Here is a 17935-nt window from a genome sequence, read left to right as displayed (position 1 = left end):
CTAAAACATCAAGGGGAAGACAGGGAGTTTGTATAGCACTCTATGCTTAAGAAAAACAGGAGTAACATACCTAAAGTTTTTAATTAAGTATGAACGATAGGTTTAAAATTAAAAAATAAAAAAGCCAAGGAGATAATTTATTTGCTCCTTGGCTTTTAAGATATTTCTTTTCGTTAAAACGAAGAAACGCGTTGCTTCGTTTTTGGTACAATAATAAATTTGATCCAGAGTAACCCGACAATCATAATGATAAGGCTATGTAAAAATTGACCTGTAGCAATGAGTATAACAATTGAAAATACAATGAGTTGAATACTTAGCAATATAAAGATTAAGCGAAGAAATTGCTTCATTCTTTCTTCAGTACCAATCGGATATAATGCTACAATAATATTTCCTGAAAAATATTTCCACAGTGAACGGAGCTGCAGAGAAATCATATATAGAACGATGTAAGCGATAGCGCCTTTTACGTATATATTTGGTATGAAATATAAGGCGAAAGCACCGATCAATCCTAAGCGAATATATATGCCGAAATAATCATTTCCACGTAAAAATGCTAGTGTATGTAAGTAGAAGAAAGTTGCTCGTTTTTTATGTAATAAAGGTTCAATCCAATTTGTAAGCCATTTTCTTTTATTTACTTGTTTATTCAGTTGCGGAACATCTGTGAAAATGCTAGCAAATTGATAAAAACGAACGTTCATTTTTTCTTCTTGCTCGATTATGTAATCCCAAGGTATTCGTTTTGTAGGCTGTTTTTTCGTATATAGAAGTAGGAAAGCAAGTAGTAAGAGTAGTCCGCCCAATATGAGAACATTTGCGGAATAAAACAGCATGAAAATGATTAGGGCGTTACAAGTAATACGAATGATTAGCCATATGTTTTTTTCGTGACTATCACGCCACATCCAATGTATGTACATGTTCCAGGCTTTCGTAATCATTAACATGATAAAGATTGTACATAAAAAAGGAACCGTTAATTGCAATGATTGCATAGCAAGTGGAACGAGAATAAGGAACGTAAATAACAATGGGAAAAGCTGAATGATGTAATTGTATAGAAGAGATTTTTTGAAATAAGATGTTAATTTCTCTTCTAGTGCTAGTAAATAGACAGCATCAGGTTTTTGAATAAATGTACGGATAGGGCATCTCGTTATAATGAATGTAAGTACAATCGTGATGAGTAGTAAAGATATTCCTTTAGAAGGAGATGTTTTTAGAAACTGAGCATAGTAGTATGCGCCAACGCATGAAATAAAGATAAAGCTATATAGTAAACCGTTAATCATACGTGCAAAGTATGTAATGATATTTTGAATATGTTGTTGGAAGCGACTGCTCCATAGCGATTCGATTGACATGTTTTTCACCTCTTTGTTCTATTATATATGTTTTACAAAAGAAAAAACGAGCAAATTGCGTTATGCAACTTGCCCGTTTTTCTTTTCGTTATTTTTTTTCTGATCACGATTCATTAATGGATAGAAAGCAAATCCGATTACGAATAAACCAATTCCGAGAAGGAACGTTTTTATATCGGATGCGCCGGTTTTAATAACCCACAGTGCGTAGCAAAGTGCGATAACTGCGACTATGCCATCTGTAATTCTTGCCCGCATTTCATTTTTATATGTTTCACCAGTTGCGACTAGTTTTAACTGGAAGATTGGTGAAACGAGATATGGAATGAGGTAGGCCAGTGTCGATACGGTAATAACGAATGTATAAGCTTCCGCAATGGTTCCTGATAATGTTGAGAATAGGAATACTTGCGACATAATGTTTGTTAATCGTAATGAGTAAATTGGACTTCCTTTTTTATTTGTTTTCGTGAAGAAGGAAGGGAAGAAACCTTCTTTTGCTGCTTGATATGGTACTTCTGAGCTTAATAAAATCCAGCCTAAGATAGAACCGAACAGGGAAGTAAGAGCAAGTAATGCCATCAGTTTCCCGCCGCCATGACCCATTGCAGCGTTTAGTGCATCTGCTAATGGACGTTCAGAAGTTTGTAATTTATCAACGTGAAGTACACCCATTGTTAAAATTGTAATTCCTAAGTAAATCGCAACTGTAATAAGTAATCCCGCAACTGTTGCACGTTTTACCGTTTTTGGAGAAACAGCACGGTTTGATAAAAGAACGGCTGATTCAATTCCGATAAACGCCCAAAGCGTTGTAAGAGCAGCTAAATTTACTTGTGAAAGAAGACCATGTGATACACCTGATTTATCAATCATCGGCGTGTACCATTGTCCAAACTTAGAAGCTTCGAATGCAAATAACGTAACGACGATGAATAAAAGGAATCCAGTTACTTTCGTTGTTGTTGCTAAGAAGTTTAGTTTTCCAGCTCCGCTTACACCATTTGTTAATATAATATGAGTTCCCCAAAGTAAGATGGAACAAATCGTAAATGTAATTAGTTTTCCGACTTCTATGTTAAAAGAACCGATTGAAAATAGTAGTCGCGTATCTTTCATAATTGGGAAGAAGAGTGATAAATATCCCGCAAATGATGTAATGATGGCAACGTTACTTGCCCAGTTTGCAACCCAATATCCCCATACCATACTGAATCCAGCCATTTTTTTCTTTTTTGGTGTTGAGAATAAAGCATATGCATGACTTTGTGGTCCTGTCGTTAAATCAGGACGACGAATTGCTAAATTACCGAAAACAAGAGCTAGCATTAAAACACCAAACCCTGTTGTTAACCAAGCTAAAGTGACACCGAGTGGGCTTGCTGTTTGTGCCAACGTACTTGGCACCATGAAAATACCGGCGCCAACCATGTTACCGACAACGAAAGCTGTTAGTACCCAAAAGCCCCATTTTTTTTGTTGCATAGAAAATACCTCCAAAGTTAGTATAACCAAGTCAAGCGAGGAGATATGTATGTCTTCTTAGTAGAGAAGAGAAGTCCCAAACAAAACAAAAAAAGCACGTAATCTGCCGCTACATGCTTTCTATCTTATAAGAAACCCACGACATACCTCTCGATAGCTCTCCACAAACGAAACGTTTGTGACAGTTCTGCACTTATTAAATGCAGACCCAGCAAGCGTGCATGGTGGACACGACTTACTTCGGCAACCATTCCTTTCTCATTCCTTCATCAATGCCACTACATCTCCTGAAATGATACTCTTAATGATTGCAACCTCTACCTCACCGAGATACGAATGAGGATTTAAATATTAAATTAACGTCTTTAAGAGTAACAAATGTATTTTTATACGTCAATGGATATAGTAATAATCAGATTATAGAGAAGAGTTTGTGATTAAAAAGGGGGTTAGGAGAAGATGTAACGATTATTAGTTCTGCAGAAGAAACAGCGATAGAGTTAAGTACCATTTTACAGCACAAAGGAATTTTGTCTGACAATCTGAATCCGAAGCATCGCTTTTTTACAACGGGATCTGTTTTATCATTTGAACATATTGCTGAGCGATGGCTAGGGTATCAAATTTCTGTAGAATGTGTACATTTGCCTATGAAAAATGCGTGTATGCATAATTAAGATTTAGTAAATTACTTTTTTAAATAAATCAGGTTCGTTTCATAAGAAGGAAAGAATAAGCTTTTAATTGAAATGATTAAGGTCATTTTAATTAAAGGAGAGGTTTGATTATGGAATTATCAAGATCTCAATTATTTGCTTTAGAGTATATTTCAAAATATGCAGAGAACGAAAAACGTGGGGCTAAAGCAACGATTAATCATATACTTAAAATGTCTAATATTACAGATGAAATATTTGAAGAAGCTGTCGCTAATTTAAAATCTCATGCAAGGATCGCTTTACACTTTCATCCAGACAGACTAGATTCGAGTATGAAAAGTGTTGCTGAAGCATTGTTTGAACAAGGAGTATATAAAAGTCAATTTGAAACGTTGCTATCTAATGGAAGCGTATCTGCTTACCCTGGTGGTGAACGTGACCTTTGGGAAAAGAGAATATTTGGAGGGGCATATCAATTAGAAGGCGTAACGAATGATCAACGTCCAAAATACGGAGCGCTAAATTTGATGTTACATCCAGATGGGCCGGCTCCGCGTTTTGGATCCTGTTATTTTCTCTTATCTCCAAAAGTTTCTTCGCGCTCTACATATACATATTTAGATTCACATCAAGATCCGAAAGAAAAGGGGACTTATGAGGAGTTTGATATGATTTTAGCTGCTCTTTTGGAAGAGGCATTCGTAAGAGATTTTGCAATTGGTGAAGGAAATTTGACTCCAACAATAATAATTAATCATTTATTGGCTAATCTGAAAAGGCCGTTTATAGATTTAGTAAGCAAAGAGCCAGCCCGTAATCTTAATCATTATATTGAAGCGCAGATTCATGGAGAGATTTCTCTTAAAGAAGACGTAGAGGTGCTTGTTGCAGATCCTTCATTTAAGGGTACGGATGTAGGAAGAGTTTTAGAAGAAATTTGCCTGAAGTATGCTATTGATTTGTATTGGCACATCGGTTTTGTACTTGCGGTAGACGAAGTTCCGATGGATTTTAGAGGTTCAAAAATGCCATCTTTAGCAAGACGTATTGCACGGAATCATTGTATCGATGCAAATATAATTGGCTCTGCTGTAGTGGATTTGAAACGCAATCCATTATCTTGGAGTGATCGTGGAACTTATGAAGAAGTGCTTCAGGAATTAAAATTATTATGGCATGTTTTAGTTCGATTTGGAAAACCAAATCAGAAGTAGAACGAAATACTCCGTTTTTGGAAGTATTTATATAGAAAAGAAGCTGATCTATTTATAGATCAGCTTCTTTTTATAAGATTAAACTAAGTTTAATACAGTTACTTTTTCACGTGTCATAGACTCAAGGCTCTTACGAATACCTTGTGCGCCCATACCTGAACCTTTTACACCAATGAATGGGAAGTGGTCAGGGCCGCGCTCTGTGCGTCCGTTAATTTGTACAGAACCAGTTTCGATTTTGTTAGCAATTGCAAATGCTTTGTTAATGTCTTTAGTGAAGACACTTGCTTGCAGACCGAACTCTGATTTGTTAGCAATTTCAATTGCTTGTTCATCTGAAGAAACACGGATGATTGGAAGGATTGGGCCGAATGGCTCTTCCCAAGCAACTTTCATCTCTTCTGTTACGTGATCGATTAATGTTGGGTAAATTAAGTTACGCTCACGTTTGTTACCGATAACGATTGTAGCACCTTTTTCTACAGCGTCGTCAACTAAACCTTGAACGAAGTCAGCAGACTTGTCGTCAATTAATGGAACGATTGTGCTGTCTTGTTCTGGAGATCCAACTGATAGTTCAGCTACTTGCGCTTTTAATAAGCTAACAAGCTCGTCCGCTACGTTTTCGTGTACAAGTACACGTTTAATAGCTGTACAACGTTGACCAGAGTAAGAGAATGCACCGCTTACGATATGGTTTGCAGCATCTTGTAAGTCAGCATCTTCACGAACGATACCAGGATCTTTACCACCAAGTTCTAATACAAGTGGAATCATTGAAGCTTTTTTCGCTAAATGTTTACCTGTGTTTGTACCACCTGTGAACGATACCATATTGATACCTTCGTGTTCTACTAAGTAGTCACCAATTACAGAACCGCGTCCTGTAGCTACGTTTACAAGACCTTTTGGAAGGCCAGCTTTGTGAAGTGCTTCCACCATTTTAATACCACTAATTGCACCTTGAGTTGCTGGTTTGAAAATAACAGCGTTACCCATAATTAATGCTGGTGCAAGTTTTGCAGCAGATAAGTTTACTGGGTAGTTAAATGGTGCGATTGCTAATACAACACCAAGTGGTGCACGTTGGATAATCGCAAGTTTCGATTTCGTTCCGCCCGGGAAGCTATCGCCCATCATGCTTTCTCCGTGCATATGTAAAGCTTCTTCGATCGTGTAACGAATGAAGTCAGCTGTACGAACAACTTCTTTCTTCGCATCTTTATAGCCTTTACCGACTTCTTTCATAATGATATCGGCAATTTCATCCTGCATATTTACGAGCTCATCAGCCCATTTATATAAGTATTTTGCGCGATCTTGTAGGGAAGCTTCAGCCCATGATTTTTGAGCTTCTTTTGCAGATGCAATTGCTTCATCTACTTCTCCGCGAGTAATTGCTTGTACTTGTCCAATTACTTCGTGTAAATATGGAGATGGAATTTCGATTGTTTCTCCTGAAGAGCTTTCTCTCCATTCTCCGTTTAAATAAAATTTGTACGTATTGCTAGTTGTCATGATTAGTCCTCCTAAAATAGCAACTTGTAAGAGTGAGTATAAGGTGATTGTAGGGGGTTTGATAACATTTTTCAAATGAAATGTTTGTGAAAACGATTTCTTATTCTTTTTTTATTTTGTATGCCCTTTCTTACGGAATATTCTCTTATTTCAAAATGATGTAGCGTATATTTTTATTCAGTTTGTAAAAAAATAATTGACAGAATACTCAATAAAGTTGTAAGATTATAAATGGAAAATAAATGAAAGGGGTGTGCGTAATGATTGTAATCGTAAATGTAATGGGCTTAGCTCTGTTAAATGGCAGAAAACATTCATATCATTACGCAACCCGTGCGGATATATAAGGCATTCTCTGTCTTATAAGAAGCGTACGTTGCGTATATCGTAACGTACGCTTTTTATGCATTTTTGTGCATATCGTCAAGCGGCGGTATGCTTTTTTTTGTTTATTTTTCCTTGTATGGTTACGATGAAAATTTTGGAAGGTGGAAAAATGTGATGAGATTGTATGGGTTACGAAATGTAAATGTGATGGGTCTGGATAGTGGATAAAGAAGTGAGAGTTAAACGAGAACGAGAAGGGAGAGGTTACATTGTTATCAGTATTACTAAAGCTAAAATGGTTTTTTAAAGAGCATTGGAAGAGATATAGTATCGCTATTGGAGCTCTTTTAATTGTAAATATAGTTGAAGTCATTCCCCCGAAAGTGTTAGGGGTTACGATAGATAATATAAAAACAGGAACGTTAACGAATGCGGAGATTATGCAATTTATTCTCATTTTAATAGGGGTTACGGTAATTGGATATGGTCTTACTTTCGTTTGGCAACACCAGCTGTTTGGGGGAGCATTCGTACTGGAGAAAACGATGCGCTCTAAATTTATGGGGCACTTACTTAAAATGACACCGACGTTTTATCATAAAAATCGTACGGGTGATTTAATGGCGAGAGCGACAAATGATTTAAAAGCAATTGCTATGACAGCTGGTTTCGGTATATTAACGCTCGTGGATTCGAGTTTATATATGCTTACGATTGTCTTTATGATGGGATTTACAATTAGTTGGGAGCTTACATTTGCGGCGCTTATACCGCTTCCGATTATGGCGTATGCGATGAACATATATGGAAAGAAATTGCATGAGAGATTTACAGTCGCGCAAGATGCGTTCGGAGATATGAATGATAAAGTACTTGAATCGATTGCTGGTGTGCGTGTTATTCGTGCATACGTACAAGAGAATGCAGACGAGGAAAGATTTCATCATTTAGGAGATGACGTCTACGAAAAAAATATGAAGGTAGCAAGGATTGATGCATTATTCCAACCAACTGTGAAAATGCTTGTCGGTCTTAGTTATTTAATCGGCTTAGTGTACGGTGCATACCTTGTGTTCCAGTCAAAGGTGACGCTTGGTGAACTCGTTTCTTTTAACGTGTATTTAGGGATGATGATTTGGCCGATGTTTGCAATTGGTGAATTAATCAATGTTATGCAAAGAGGAAATGCTTCGCTTGACCGTGTGAATGAAACGTTAGCGTATGAGCCAGATGTAAAGAATCCAAAACATCCAAAGCTTGTGCAAGATCCGGATTATATTCAGTTTGATGATGTGTCTTTCTCATACCCTTCATCAACTGAAGAAAATTTAAAGAAGGTTTCTTTCACATTAAAGCAAGGAGAAACGCTAGGGGTTGTCGGAAAAACAGGAAGCGGGAAAACGACGCTTGTACGTCAGCTTCTTCGTCAATATCCGCTTGGAGATGGAGATATTGCGGTCTCTGATGTGACATTAGATAAAATAACAAATGAAAATGTACTCGGATGGATTGGGTATGTACCTCAGGAACATATTTTGTTCTCAAAAACAGCGAGAGAAAATATTTTATTCGGAAATAGGGAAGCGACGGAAGAAGAACTTGAGAAAGCAATTGAAATTGCTGCGTTTAAAAAAGACTTAGAGTTTTTACCAGAAGGATTAGAAACGCTCGTTGGAGAGAAAGGTGTTTCTTTATCAGGAGGGCAAAAACAAAGGATCTCGATTGCGCGAGCTGTTATTCAAAATCCAGAAATTTTAATTTTGGACGATTCTTTATCAGCTGTAGATGCTCGTACGGAAGCAGCGATCATTGAAAATATAAGAACAGAAAGAAGCGGAAAGACGACGATTATTACGACGCACCGTTTATCTGCAGTGCAACATGCGGATTGGATTCTCGTTATGGATGAGGGGCAAGTAATGGAAGAAGGTACACATGCTCAGCTTATCCAGAGCGGAGGCTGGTATGCTGAGCAGTTTGAAAGACAACAAGGTGAAAGTGAAAGTGCGGATAGTGGGGTGAAAATATGAGCGTTTCAAAACGATTGTTTCAATATGCGATGAAAGTGAAGGGGACGATTTTTGCAGCGATGCTAATGTTATTTATTTTCGTCATTGCAGAGCTTGCTGGTCCTTTCGTCGCTAAAACGATGATTGATGATCATATCGTCGGGATAGAGAAACCTTGGTATGAAACAGAAAAGAGTGAAGAAGCTGTTTCATATAATGGCGCTTTTTATAAGCGAAGTGATCGCTTTGAACAAGGCGAGACAAAAGGTAAAGAAGTACGTGTGATGCAAGTCGGTTTTCAATATTATTTTGTACCGAATAAAGTGAATATTGAAGGGTCACGTACTGTAAAAGGTGATATGATTACCGTTCAAAATGGTAAGGCGGTGCAAGTGTATAAAGCGAAGGCATTAACGAAAGAAGAAGTGTTTGCATTTTATAAACCAGAAATAAACCGTCTATTATTACTTGGTGGTGGCTATTTCGCTTTATTAGTAGTCGTATCATTATTTGCATACGGAAAGCAGTTCTTCTTGCAGAAGGCAGCGAACAAAATTATTCAAATTATGAGGGAAGATGTGTTTTCTCATATTCAAACGTTGCCGATTCGTTATTTCGATCATTTACCGGCGGGGAAAATTGTTTCGCGTGTGACGAATGATACAGAGGCCATTCGTGATTTATATGTAACTGTACTTGCAACATTCGTTTCTAGTATCATTTATATTATTGGGATATTCGCTGCGCTATTTTTATTAGATGTGAAGCTCGCTTCATTATGTTTATTAATTATCCCAATTTTAATTGTTTGGGCGATTCTTTATAGAAAATATGCGTCTGTATATAATCATAAAATGCGTTCACGTTTATCCGATATTAACGGAACAGTGAATGAATCCATTCAAGGGATGCCAATTATTCAAGCGTTCCGTCAAGAGCGTGAAACGAAAAAAGAATTTGAAGAATTAAACGGCGATTATTTTAAGTATCAAAATAAAATTTTAAATTTAAATGCAGCAACTTCGCATAACTTAGTAGCTGTATTAAGAAATATCGCTTTCACAGGAGTGATTTGGTATTTCGGCGGTGCGTCATTAAGTGCTACAGGTATTATTTCACTTGGGGTACTGTATGCGTTCGTCGATTATTTAACACGATTATTCTCGCCAATTACGAATATGGTGAACCAGCTTGCAAACTTAGAGCAAGCGCGCGTTGCATCAGAACGTGTCTTTGAATTGTTAGAGGAAAAAGGAGAAGCGGTAGAAGAAGAACGTATGCCTCGTTTAAAAGGAAATGTAAAATTTGATAATGTATCATTTTCTTATAATGGAAAAGATGAAGTGTTAAAAAATATTTCTTTTGAAGCGAAACAAGGCGAGACAGTGGCACTTGTCGGTCATACTGGATCAGGAAAAAGTTCTATCATGAATGTACTCTTTCAATTTTATGAGTTTGAAAAAGGAAAGCTTACGATTGATGGTCATGATGTAAGAGAAATGCCGAAGCAAGCAACTCGTGAGCATATGGGAATCGTACTGCAAGACCCGTTTCTTTTTAGCGGGACGGTCGCTTCCAACGTAAGCTTAGAAAACGAAAAAATTTCAAAAGAGCGCATTGTAAAGGCGCTACGTGATGTTGGTGCTGAAAGATTTGCAAACAATATAAATGAAGAAATTACAGAAAAGGGAAGTACGCTTTCCACTGGAGAACGTCAGCTTATTTCGTTTGCTAGGGCGCTTGCTTTTGATCCAGCTATCTTAATTTTAGATGAAGCAACATCTAGTATTGATACAGAAACAGAGGCGATGATTCAACAAGCGCTGGAAGTTGTGAAAAAAGGAAGAACGACGTTTATTATTGCTCACCGTCTTTCAACGATTAAAAGTGCGGATCAAATTATTGTACTCGATAGAGGAACAATTTTGGAAAAAGGGTCTCATGATGAACTCATGAAAAAGCGTGGGCGTTATTATGATATGTATAAAACGCAAATGGAAGGCAATCAGAGTGCTTAATAGGTATGGAGGAGAACTTGTGATTTTCACAAGTTCTTTTTTATTGATGAACATGTCGACTCTTTAGCGAATTACGACAGTTAAATAAGAAGTATTGTTTTACCTTTTTCTTTATAAATGCTATATTAAAAAATGTTACTTATTTTTTGTATGTGGCGTTATTTTTCCCTTTTGTTTGATTATGAAGAAAAAGGATAAACTAAATAAGAACATTTTCATTGAAAAATTGTTCAAGATTGCATACAATCAATATAGTTTTTAAATTCCTATCAGAATACTTGGAGGATTACAATCATGAAGAAATTATTTTCAGTGCTTGCAGTAACTACATTAGCGATCGGGATTGTAGCCGGCTGCGGTAAAGAAGAGAAAAAAGATACAGCTAGTCAAGACGCGTTACAAAAGATTAAACAAAGCGGTGAACTTGTAATTGGTACAGAAGGTACATACCCACCATTTACGTTCCACGATTCAAGCAATAAATTAACTGGATTTGATGTTGAATTAGCAGAAGAAGTTGCAAAACGTTTAGGTGTAAAACCTGTATTTAAAGAAACACAATGGGATAGCTTACTGGCTGGCCTAGATGCAAAACGTTTCGATATGGTTGCAAACGAAGTTGGTATTCGTGAAGATCGTCAAAAGAAATACGATTTCTCTAAGCCATACGTTTCATCTTCAGCGGCATTAGTTATTGCAAAAGATAAAGATAAGCCTGCTACATTTGCTGATGTAAAAGGACTAAAAGGAGCACAATCTTTAACGAGTAACTATGCAGATATCGCTAAGAAAAATGGTGCGGAAATTATTGGTGTAGAAGGATTTAGCCAAGCAGCAGAATTATTAGCTTCAGGACGCGTTGACTTCACAATCAATGATAAGTTATCAGTACTAAACTACTTAGAAACGAAAAAAGATGCGAAAATTAAAATTGTAGATACTGAAAAAGAAGCTTCAGAAAGTGGATTCTTATTCCGTAAAGGTAGCACTAAGCTTGTACAAGAAGTAGATAAAGCGTTAGAAGATATGAAAAAAGACGGTACGTATGACAAAATAACGAAAAAATGGTTCGGTGAAAATGTATCTAAGTAGTGCATTGGTTTCAGATCGATTGTCTACTTGGATAGATATTATGCAGTCTTCCTTCATGCCTATGCTGAAGGAAGCTGTTTTTACGACAATTCCATTAACGCTTATTACATTTATTATCGGGATTATACTGGCAACGTTAACAGCGCTCGCACGTATTTCTGGTAGTCGTATTTTACAATGGATTGCTCGTATCTATGTATCTATCATTCGCGGAACGCCACTTCTTGTACAGTTATTTATTATTTTCTATGGTCTTCCAACTCTTAATATTGAAGTTGAGCCATATACAGCAGCAGTTGTTGGATTTTCATTAAATGTCGGTGCATATGCATCTGAAATTATTCGTGCTTCTATCCTTTCCATTCCGAAAGGGCAGTGGGAAGCAGCTTACACAATTGGGATGACATATCCACAAGCATTAAAACGTGTTATTTTACCACAAGCAACGCGCGTATCAATTCCACCGCTTTCGAATACATTTATTAGCTTAGTGAAGGATACTTCATTAGCATCATTAATTTTAGTAACAGAAATGTTCCGAAAAGCGCAGGAGATTGCGGCGATGAACTACGAGTTTTTAATTGTTTATTTTGAAGCAGGTCTTATTTATTGGGTTATTTGTTTCTTATTATCAATCGTACAACAGATGTTAGAGAAGCGTTCAGAACGCTACACATTAAAATAATCCTTTTACAAAAGGAGTTTTTGTTTTTATGATTTCAATTCAGCACTTACAAAAAAGTTTCGGAGATAATACCGTACTAAAGCATATAGATTTAACAGTTGAGAAAGGCGAGGTTGTTGTTATTATTGGACCGTCTGGATCTGGTAAAACGACATTCTTACGTTGTCTTAACGTACTAGAAACACCAAACGCCGGTAGCATTCGCATCGGCAATAAAGAGCTTAATTTTGCTCAAAAAGTATCGAAGAAAGATATTGTAAATCTTCGTACGCAAACAGGTATGGTATTCCAGCACCATAACTTATTCCCTCATTTGACAGCACTTCAAAACGTAATGGAAGGACTCATTACAGTGAAAAAAGTAGGGAAAGAAGAAGCGAAGAAAAAAGCAAACTACTTCCTTGAAAAAGTTGGTTTAGCAGATAAAGTGGATTTATATCCATTTCAATTATCAGGCGGACAACAACAGCGTGTTGGAATTGCGCGCGCGCTTGCGATGGAGCCGGAAGTGTTACTATTTGATGAGCCGACGTCAGCACTTGATCCTGAACTTGTTCAAGAAGTTCTGAAAGTAATGAAAGAACTTGCTAAAGAAGGTATGACGATGGTCATTGTAACGCACGAAATGCGTTTTGCACATCAAATTGCGAACCGTGTTATTTTCATGGATGGCGGTGTCGTTGTTGAACAAGGTACACCAGAAGATGTATTTACAAATCCAAAAGAAGAACGTACGAAGAAGTTTTTACAAATGTTGCAATAAATTAAGGAAGGTCTCAAGGCATATGCCTTGAGACCTTTTTGCCATATATATTTATTTGTGGAATCCGCCAAGGCTTTGCTCAGCCATTGCAACTAGACGTTTTGTAATTTCTCCACCAACTGAACCGTTAGCACGAGCCGTAGAATCTGCTCCTAATTGTACACCAAATTCTTGAGCGATTTCGTACTTCATTTGATCGATTGCAGCTGTTGCACCTGGTACTACTAATTGATTTGAAGAATTTTGGTTTGCCATAGGAATATATCCTCCTTAGAGTTATAAAAGTTTTTTTGGTTGGACTAGCTGGAGTTGAACCAGATTATCGCCCCGGTTGGCGCTAATCCATCGGTAATTAAGTTTGTACTCATAGTATGGATGTTACCTAGAAAGATATACAAAATAATAATTTGTAAATTTTGTCAAAAAAACTTATTGATTTCGTAAATTATGAAATAAGAGTAATCGTTGTATTTTTAAGAAAACAGGCCAAACTAAGGAGGATATTAAATATAATTTTCTCATTGTAGCCTGCTACTTGTAGGCTAATCATTAGCTTCTTATTTATGATTTATTGAAATGAAATCGGTAGCAACTTCATAGTTCTATTTTTAAGTAGGGATGGAGTGACCGCTCCTATGCATGGGTAGGTGCTCTCTTCAATCTAAAAAAGAGAGGCTTTAAACGATAACGTATGGAGGAATCATGATGGGGATTTGCCCGCTTTGCAACGCATTAGAATCACAAACATATTCTTGTCAAAATTGCCAAAGTATACTCCAAGATTATGGGAAGTCTGTAGATTACATAGACGATTATAGTGCCTATATGGATCAAGAATTATTAAATGCAGTAGATGGTTTAACGCATAATAATTCAAATGAATATTGCAATCATATTTTTTATTGCGGAGTATGTAACGTGGAAACAGAGGTTGTAGTAAAACTTGTGTAAATAGAAAACTTCCACCTTATTATCTAGGTGGAAGTTTTTGTTTTTGTATTTGTGAGTGAATCATAGGGGAAGGGATATGTTCGGTATTTGATGAAGCCCCTGATTTTATTTGAGACATTTTTTCTTTTGTATCACGTAAAGAATGTTCAGTTAAGTAGACGGCATATTCGTAAAATAACTGGCGCGTCATTTCACTTTGCTCTTTTAATTTTTCATCTTGGAATACAGTTCGCCCAGGTTTAGAGTTGGCTTCAAAGAGCCACGGATTTTCCTTTGTGTCTAAACCGATATCAAAACCGATTTCTCCAATATTTCCGGTTACTTGTTCATCGAGCGCGTAACTTATTTGTAAGGCAGTATGTTTTAATTTGTTTTCAATTTGAACTTGTTTCGTTGAATCTGGAAAAAGCTCTTGTAGCAATTTTGTATCACCGCCGCTATTTACGTGCGTTGTTAAACTGCCTTTGCCGGCGATTTTGGCGACGATTGCACTAACTATCCAATTACCGAAATGATTTTTATTTGTATGAATGCGGAAATCAACAGGTTGCCCATCGAAGCGAAGTAACGAAATACCTTGCTGTACGATAAACTTTTTTAAATCATGTCCCTTTAATACGTGGTTTAGAAGAGTTTCTAATGATTGATACTTTCTCAGTTTATTTTCTTCATTTTCGCGATAACGACAGTAGTAGCAATTCTCTGTTTGAGAATAAAATATTTGATGAATATTTCTACCAAAGCTCCCGTGTATTGGTTTCATGTACACTGATTTATACGTGCCAAGAAACCGTTCTACTTGTTCAAAATGCTGAAATGCTTCTGTGTTTGGTAATAAGGGTCTAATTGATTCGTCTTTCATAAGAAGTTGATGAACTTCCCATTTATTGAAAAAACCTGGATTAAACCATGGAATGGAGTAGTCTTGTTCTAACTTTCTTTTTGCTCTGACGATTGGTTTGTAATTTTCTGCTTGTCGATTTGGTAATCGATCGTAAATGACATTTGGTAAAGGAACCTTTTTCTTTATCCATTGTTTCTCTTGAAAGAAATATCCTTCAATCGTTTCTTCTTCCCAGTTTATATGTTGAACGCCAAAGACGAATACGAACGGTCGTAATGAGAATGGTGGTGTTAACAACTCACTGAGGGCAATTGAACGATTTCCTAAAGGGATAGAAGAATCATCGTTAAAGCCAGTTGTGAAAATGCCGATTAATGGTCCGAAAATAATTGTTTGGTTTTGTGTGAATGCATGAATAGTGGTTGATTGAGGTAGTAAAAGTTTTTCAGCAATATGTTTTCCGATAATAATTTCGCGAGTAAAGGAATAATGAATTTTCACCTCTTCACTTGCAATGTGACGTATACCGAAGGAGAGGGATGTAATAGGTGGCGTAATAGAAAAAACGTAAGGTAAAGTAATACTATTTGGATGTTCATCTGAAATGTTTAATGTATATATATGTTCTTTCAAAATAGGTTTACCTCCTTTCATTATGGTGTAAAGCGACTGAATTTAAGTGGTCCGTGAAATATCTTTTCAGCTAATGAATCACTATGACGAATGTATTGTTCGTAAGGGGGAATCGTGTTGACATACATAAGCCAAATTGCGCCTTTTTGATCCATAATGGTGGAAAGTTCTAGTTCAAATAACGAAGAATAAGACTGATCTAGTGTTTGGAATACTTCATTTACAATGTCGTGTAAAGCATCTTGCAATAGTTGCACACCCGTACTAGATAGTACGTATTTAATTTTTGAAAATGAATGTAATGAATCATCGTCCGTTGTTGAGGGTAAAAGCTGATTAGGAAATGAGCTTTTTTGTATAAATTGACCGATAACATTCCAAGTTTGTTCTTTGTTTTTTTGCAAAATGGTTCGAATGTGGAGTGGATATGTTAATTGATTTGGTGGTTGTAGCATAGTGTGCGCTATGTAACGGGATGAACGTATGTTAGATTTACACCAAGATATAAATTCGTCTGTCCGTTTGATTGTAATAGAAGTATGGTATTTTTCATTTACTGTATCGATATGAAACATTTTATTTTTGTAAGCAATTCGATATAAGTTATCCTTAGAATGTATATTAGTGGGGCGTATAATAATATCTTTAGTTTTTAACAACAGTTTGAAAATGTTTTGTATCGTTGCTATTTCAAATTTTGGTATATAAGGAGACAGTTTCTTATTAGTGAGAAATAAATCATGTAGTTCACTTAAGTTAATAAGTGTGTTATTTAAAAAGGTAGTGGAAGGACGATTGTGCAAAGAGTGAATAATTGATTTTGCTTTTTCAAAGTCTGTTTCCTCGTGAAAAGAATAACGATCATATATATAAGAAGGAATAGGGAATGTTTGCTCTTTCCATTTTCCTGTATCTGTATCGTAAATAAGACCAGAAACAAGGTCTGTTTTAGGATCAATACAAAATGGCGTAAACTGGGCAACGACATTATGATAAAGCCGAGCGCGTTTAGCGATTTCGGTGTAATATGTTTGCTCATAATGAAGTTTAGAAGCTAAAAGACCGAGAACCAACGAAATCACTCCTTTACTACTATTTGCATAATAGGCGAAGCTATATATTGCAAATACGTTTTTATACCATTATACTTTTGTCCGTATGATGATATGCTATAGTTTTGGAGAAGTGAAAGGTTGATTGTAATGAATATATGGTTAAATATGTTAACGACGACAGGACTCGGAGCAATTATTGGGGGATACACGAATCATTTAGCGATAAAAATGTTATTTCGTCCTCATCGCCCTATTTATATCGGAAAGTTTCAAGTTCCATTTACACCAGGATTAATTCCGAAACGTCGTGATGAACTTGCTGTTCAATTAGGGAAAATGGTCGTAGAACATTTGTTAACACCGGAAGGAATCGGAAAAAAGCTAACAAATGAAGAGTTTCAAAAAGGTTTAATCCACTGGGCGCAAGTGGAAGTGGATAAAGTAATTAAGAATGAACAATCACTGCGACATATGTTAGAAAAATGGAATGTAGCGCATGTAGAAGAAGAAGTGACTCAAAAAATTGAACATGTGATTACAGAAAAAATACAGGCATTTTTAGCTGAGTATTATACATATACATGGGAACAGGCTTTACCTCATTCTGTAAATGAAAAAGTAGAGAATGCGATTCCGAATGTCTCGGCGTTTATTTTAGAGCGAGGAATTAGCTTTTTTGAAAGTGAAGAAGGGAAAGGCCGTCTTTCAAAAATGATTGATGATTTCTTTGCTTCTCGCGGAACGCTACTTAACTTAGTCGGAATGTTTTTAGGAAATGTAAGTGTAGTGGATCGTGTGCAGCCAGAAGTTATTAAGTTTTTAGGGCAAGATGGTACAAAGCAGCTTTTAACTGACGTACTGCAAAAAGAGTGGGAAAAGTTAAAAGGAAGAGATGTAAAAGAATTAGAATCGTTTGTAGAGAAAGAAATGATTGTAAGCTCCGTGTTGTCAGCAGTTAAAGTAGAGGAAACAGTGAGTAAGTTTTTAAATCAATCTGTTCAGCAAGTATGTGAGCCAGTTCGAGAAACAATTATTGAAAAAGTGGTTCCAAGCACAGTAACGAAAGGCTTGAAGTGGGGAACAGAAAACGTAGAGAGTATACTAAACAATCTACATCTTGCGGAAATTGTCCAGCAAGAAGTGTCTACATTCTCAACAGAAAGATTAGAAGACTTAGTTCTGTCTATTACGAAAAATGAATTGAAAATGATTACGTATTTAGGAGCATTATTAGGTGGAATAATCGGACTCGTACAAGGATTGTTACTATTGTTTCTTAGATAATAAGGTGAGTACATAGAAATAAAAG

At 36.4% G+C, this 17935-nt stretch carries 14 protein-coding genes, 1 pseudogene and 1 riboswitch; of the genes and pseudogenes, 9 read left to right on the top strand and 6 right to left on the bottom strand.

Annotation, left to right across the window (positions count from 1 at the left end):
• Window positions 1-173 precede the first annotated feature (173 nt).
• Both MHI28_RS13445 and MHI28_RS13440 read right to left on the bottom strand, forming a co-directional pair.
• Window positions 174-1373, bottom strand: coding sequence for an ABC transporter permease (locus MHI28_RS13445; protein WP_086413283.1), 1200 nt, complete (start codon window positions 1371-1373; stop codon window positions 174-176).
• A gap of 60 nt (window positions 1374-1433) precedes the next feature.
• Window positions 1434-2858 (bottom strand): amino acid permease, encoded by a 1425-nt coding sequence (locus MHI28_RS13440; protein ID WP_001186293.1) that lies wholly within the window; start codon window positions 2856-2858, stop codon window positions 1434-1436.
• Between the two features lie 146 nt (window positions 2859-3004).
• A riboswitch (Lysine riboswitch) is annotated at window positions 3005-3186 on the bottom strand.
• Window positions 3187-3295: 109 nt separating this feature from the next.
• Here MHI28_RS13440 and MHI28_RS13435 point away from each other — a divergent pair.
• Together MHI28_RS13435 and MHI28_RS13430 are read left to right on the top strand one after the other, a co-directional pair.
• Window positions 3296-3535 (top strand): annotated as a pseudogene (locus MHI28_RS13435) (glutamate racemase); the annotation flags it as partial.
• A 110-nt stretch (window positions 3536-3645) separates the two neighbouring features.
• Window positions 3646-4731: a DUF3626 domain-containing protein gene (locus tag MHI28_RS13430; RefSeq protein ID WP_000423705.1), complete on the top strand. Its 1086-nt coding sequence runs from the start codon at window positions 3646-3648 to the stop codon at window positions 4729-4731.
• 78 nt (window positions 4732-4809) lie between these two features.
• Here MHI28_RS13430 and gapN read toward each other — a convergent pair whose 3' ends face one another.
• Window positions 4810-6249 (bottom strand): NADP-dependent glyceraldehyde-3-phosphate dehydrogenase, encoded by a 1440-nt coding sequence (gapN, locus tag MHI28_RS13425; protein WP_000213634.1) that lies wholly within the window; start codon window positions 6247-6249, stop codon window positions 4810-4812.
• A gap of 596 nt (window positions 6250-6845) precedes the next feature.
• On the opposite strand from gapN, the gene MHI28_RS13420 reads away from it, so the two are divergent.
• From MHI28_RS13420 to MHI28_RS13400, 5 genes are all read left to right on the top strand, one after another.
• Window positions 6846-8606, top strand: a complete 1761-nt coding sequence (locus tag MHI28_RS13420) for an ABC transporter ATP-binding protein (RefSeq protein ID WP_000953777.1) — start codon at window positions 6846-6848, stop codon at window positions 8604-8606.
• Entirely contained in the window at window positions 8603-10603 is a 2001-nt protein-coding gene (locus MHI28_RS13415) for an ABC transporter ATP-binding protein (protein WP_000116622.1), read from the top strand. Before MHI28_RS13420 ends, MHI28_RS13415 begins: the two co-directional genes overlap by 4 nt.
• A gap of 294 nt (window positions 10604-10897) precedes the next feature.
• Window positions 10898-11695, top strand: coding sequence for an amino acid ABC transporter substrate-binding protein (locus MHI28_RS13410; RefSeq protein ID WP_000732844.1), 798 nt, complete (start codon window positions 10898-10900; stop codon window positions 11693-11695).
• Complete coding sequence (locus MHI28_RS13405; protein ID WP_000281496.1) at window positions 11682-12380, top strand: amino acid ABC transporter permease; 699 nt, start codon at window positions 11682-11684, stop codon at window positions 12378-12380. Before MHI28_RS13410 ends, MHI28_RS13405 begins: the two co-directional genes overlap by 14 nt.
• Before the next feature lie 28 nt (window positions 12381-12408).
• The gene (locus MHI28_RS13400; protein ID WP_000623613.1) at window positions 12409-13143 is read left to right on the top strand and encodes an amino acid ABC transporter ATP-binding protein; all 735 of its coding nucleotides are present in this window, start codon (window positions 12409-12411) and stop codon (window positions 13141-13143) included.
• 51 nt (window positions 13144-13194) lie between these two features.
• On the opposite strand, the gene sasP is transcribed toward MHI28_RS13400, so the two are convergent.
• Window positions 13195-13398, bottom strand: coding sequence for a small acid-soluble spore protein, SasP family (gene sasP, locus MHI28_RS13395; protein WP_000013338.1), 204 nt, complete (start codon window positions 13396-13398; stop codon window positions 13195-13197).
• Window positions 13399-13848: 450 nt separating this feature from the next.
• Between sasP and MHI28_RS13390 the strand changes: the two genes are divergently transcribed.
• Complete coding sequence (locus tag MHI28_RS13390) at window positions 13849-14094, top strand: hypothetical protein (RefSeq protein ID WP_000510472.1); 246 nt, start codon at window positions 13849-13851, stop codon at window positions 14092-14094.
• Between the two features lie 19 nt (window positions 14095-14113).
• On the opposite strand, the gene MHI28_RS13385 is transcribed toward MHI28_RS13390, so the two are convergent.
• Both MHI28_RS13385 and MHI28_RS13380 read right to left on the bottom strand, forming a co-directional pair.
• The gene (locus MHI28_RS13385; RefSeq protein ID WP_000658095.1) at window positions 14114-15571 is read right to left on the bottom strand and encodes a YheC/YheD family endospore coat-associated protein; all 1458 of its coding nucleotides are present in this window, start codon (window positions 15569-15571) and stop codon (window positions 14114-14116) included.
• 20 nt (window positions 15572-15591) lie between these two features.
• Window positions 15592-16644 carry a YheC/YheD family endospore coat-associated protein gene (locus MHI28_RS13380; RefSeq protein WP_340828055.1) on the bottom strand — a complete coding sequence of 351 codons (1053 nt, stop codon included), beginning with the start codon at window positions 16642-16644 and terminating at the stop codon, window positions 15592-15594.
• 129 nt (window positions 16645-16773) lie between these two features.
• Here MHI28_RS13380 and MHI28_RS13375 point away from each other — a divergent pair, with 129 nt between their 5' ends.
• Window positions 16774-17910 carry a DUF445 domain-containing protein gene (locus MHI28_RS13375; RefSeq protein ID WP_003281617.1) on the top strand — a complete coding sequence of 379 codons (1137 nt, stop codon included), beginning with the start codon at window positions 16774-16776 and terminating at the stop codon, window positions 17908-17910.
• Window positions 17911-17935: the final 25 nt, after the last annotated feature.

It is taken from the genome of Bacillus sp. FSL K6-0268 (assembly GCF_038005425.1).
Taxonomy (GTDB): domain Bacteria; phylum Bacillota; class Bacilli; order Bacillales; family Bacillaceae_G; genus Bacillus_A; species Bacillus_A thuringiensis_S.
Note: the sequence above shows the minus strand (reverse complement) of the source record. Positions and strands in the feature narration are given on the sequence as shown.

Coding starts and splice junctions, on each gene's coding strand:
- MHI28_RS13445 (WP_086413283.1), bottom strand. CDS start 1,373: ATGTCAATCGAATCGCTATGGAGCAGTCGCTTCCAACAACATATTCAA.
- MHI28_RS13440 (WP_001186293.1), bottom strand. CDS start 2,858: ATGCAACAAAAAAAATGGGGCTTTTGGGTACTAACAGCTTTCGTTGTC.
- MHI28_RS13430 (WP_000423705.1), top strand. CDS start 3,646: ATGGAATTATCAAGATCTCAATTATTTGCTTTAGAGTATATTTCAAAA.
- gapN (WP_000213634.1), bottom strand. CDS start 6,249: ATGACAACTAGCAATACGTACAAATTTTATTTAAACGGAGAATGGAGA.
- MHI28_RS13415 (WP_000116622.1), top strand. CDS start 8,603: ATGAGCGTTTCAAAACGATTGTTTCAATATGCGATGAAAGTGAAGGGG.
- MHI28_RS13410 (WP_000732844.1), top strand. CDS start 10,898: ATGAAGAAATTATTTTCAGTGCTTGCAGTAACTACATTAGCGATCGGG.
- MHI28_RS13405 (WP_000281496.1), top strand. CDS start 11,682: ATGTATCTAAGTAGTGCATTGGTTTCAGATCGATTGTCTACTTGGATA.
- MHI28_RS13400 (WP_000623613.1), top strand. CDS start 12,409: ATGATTTCAATTCAGCACTTACAAAAAAGTTTCGGAGATAATACCGTA.
- sasP (WP_000013338.1), bottom strand. CDS start 13,398: ATGGCAAACCAAAATTCTTCAAATCAATTAGTAGTACCAGGTGCAACA.
- MHI28_RS13390 (WP_000510472.1), top strand. CDS start 13,849: ATGGGGATTTGCCCGCTTTGCAACGCATTAGAATCACAAACATATTCT.
- MHI28_RS13375 (WP_003281617.1), top strand. CDS start 16,774: ATGAATATATGGTTAAATATGTTAACGACGACAGGACTCGGAGCAATT.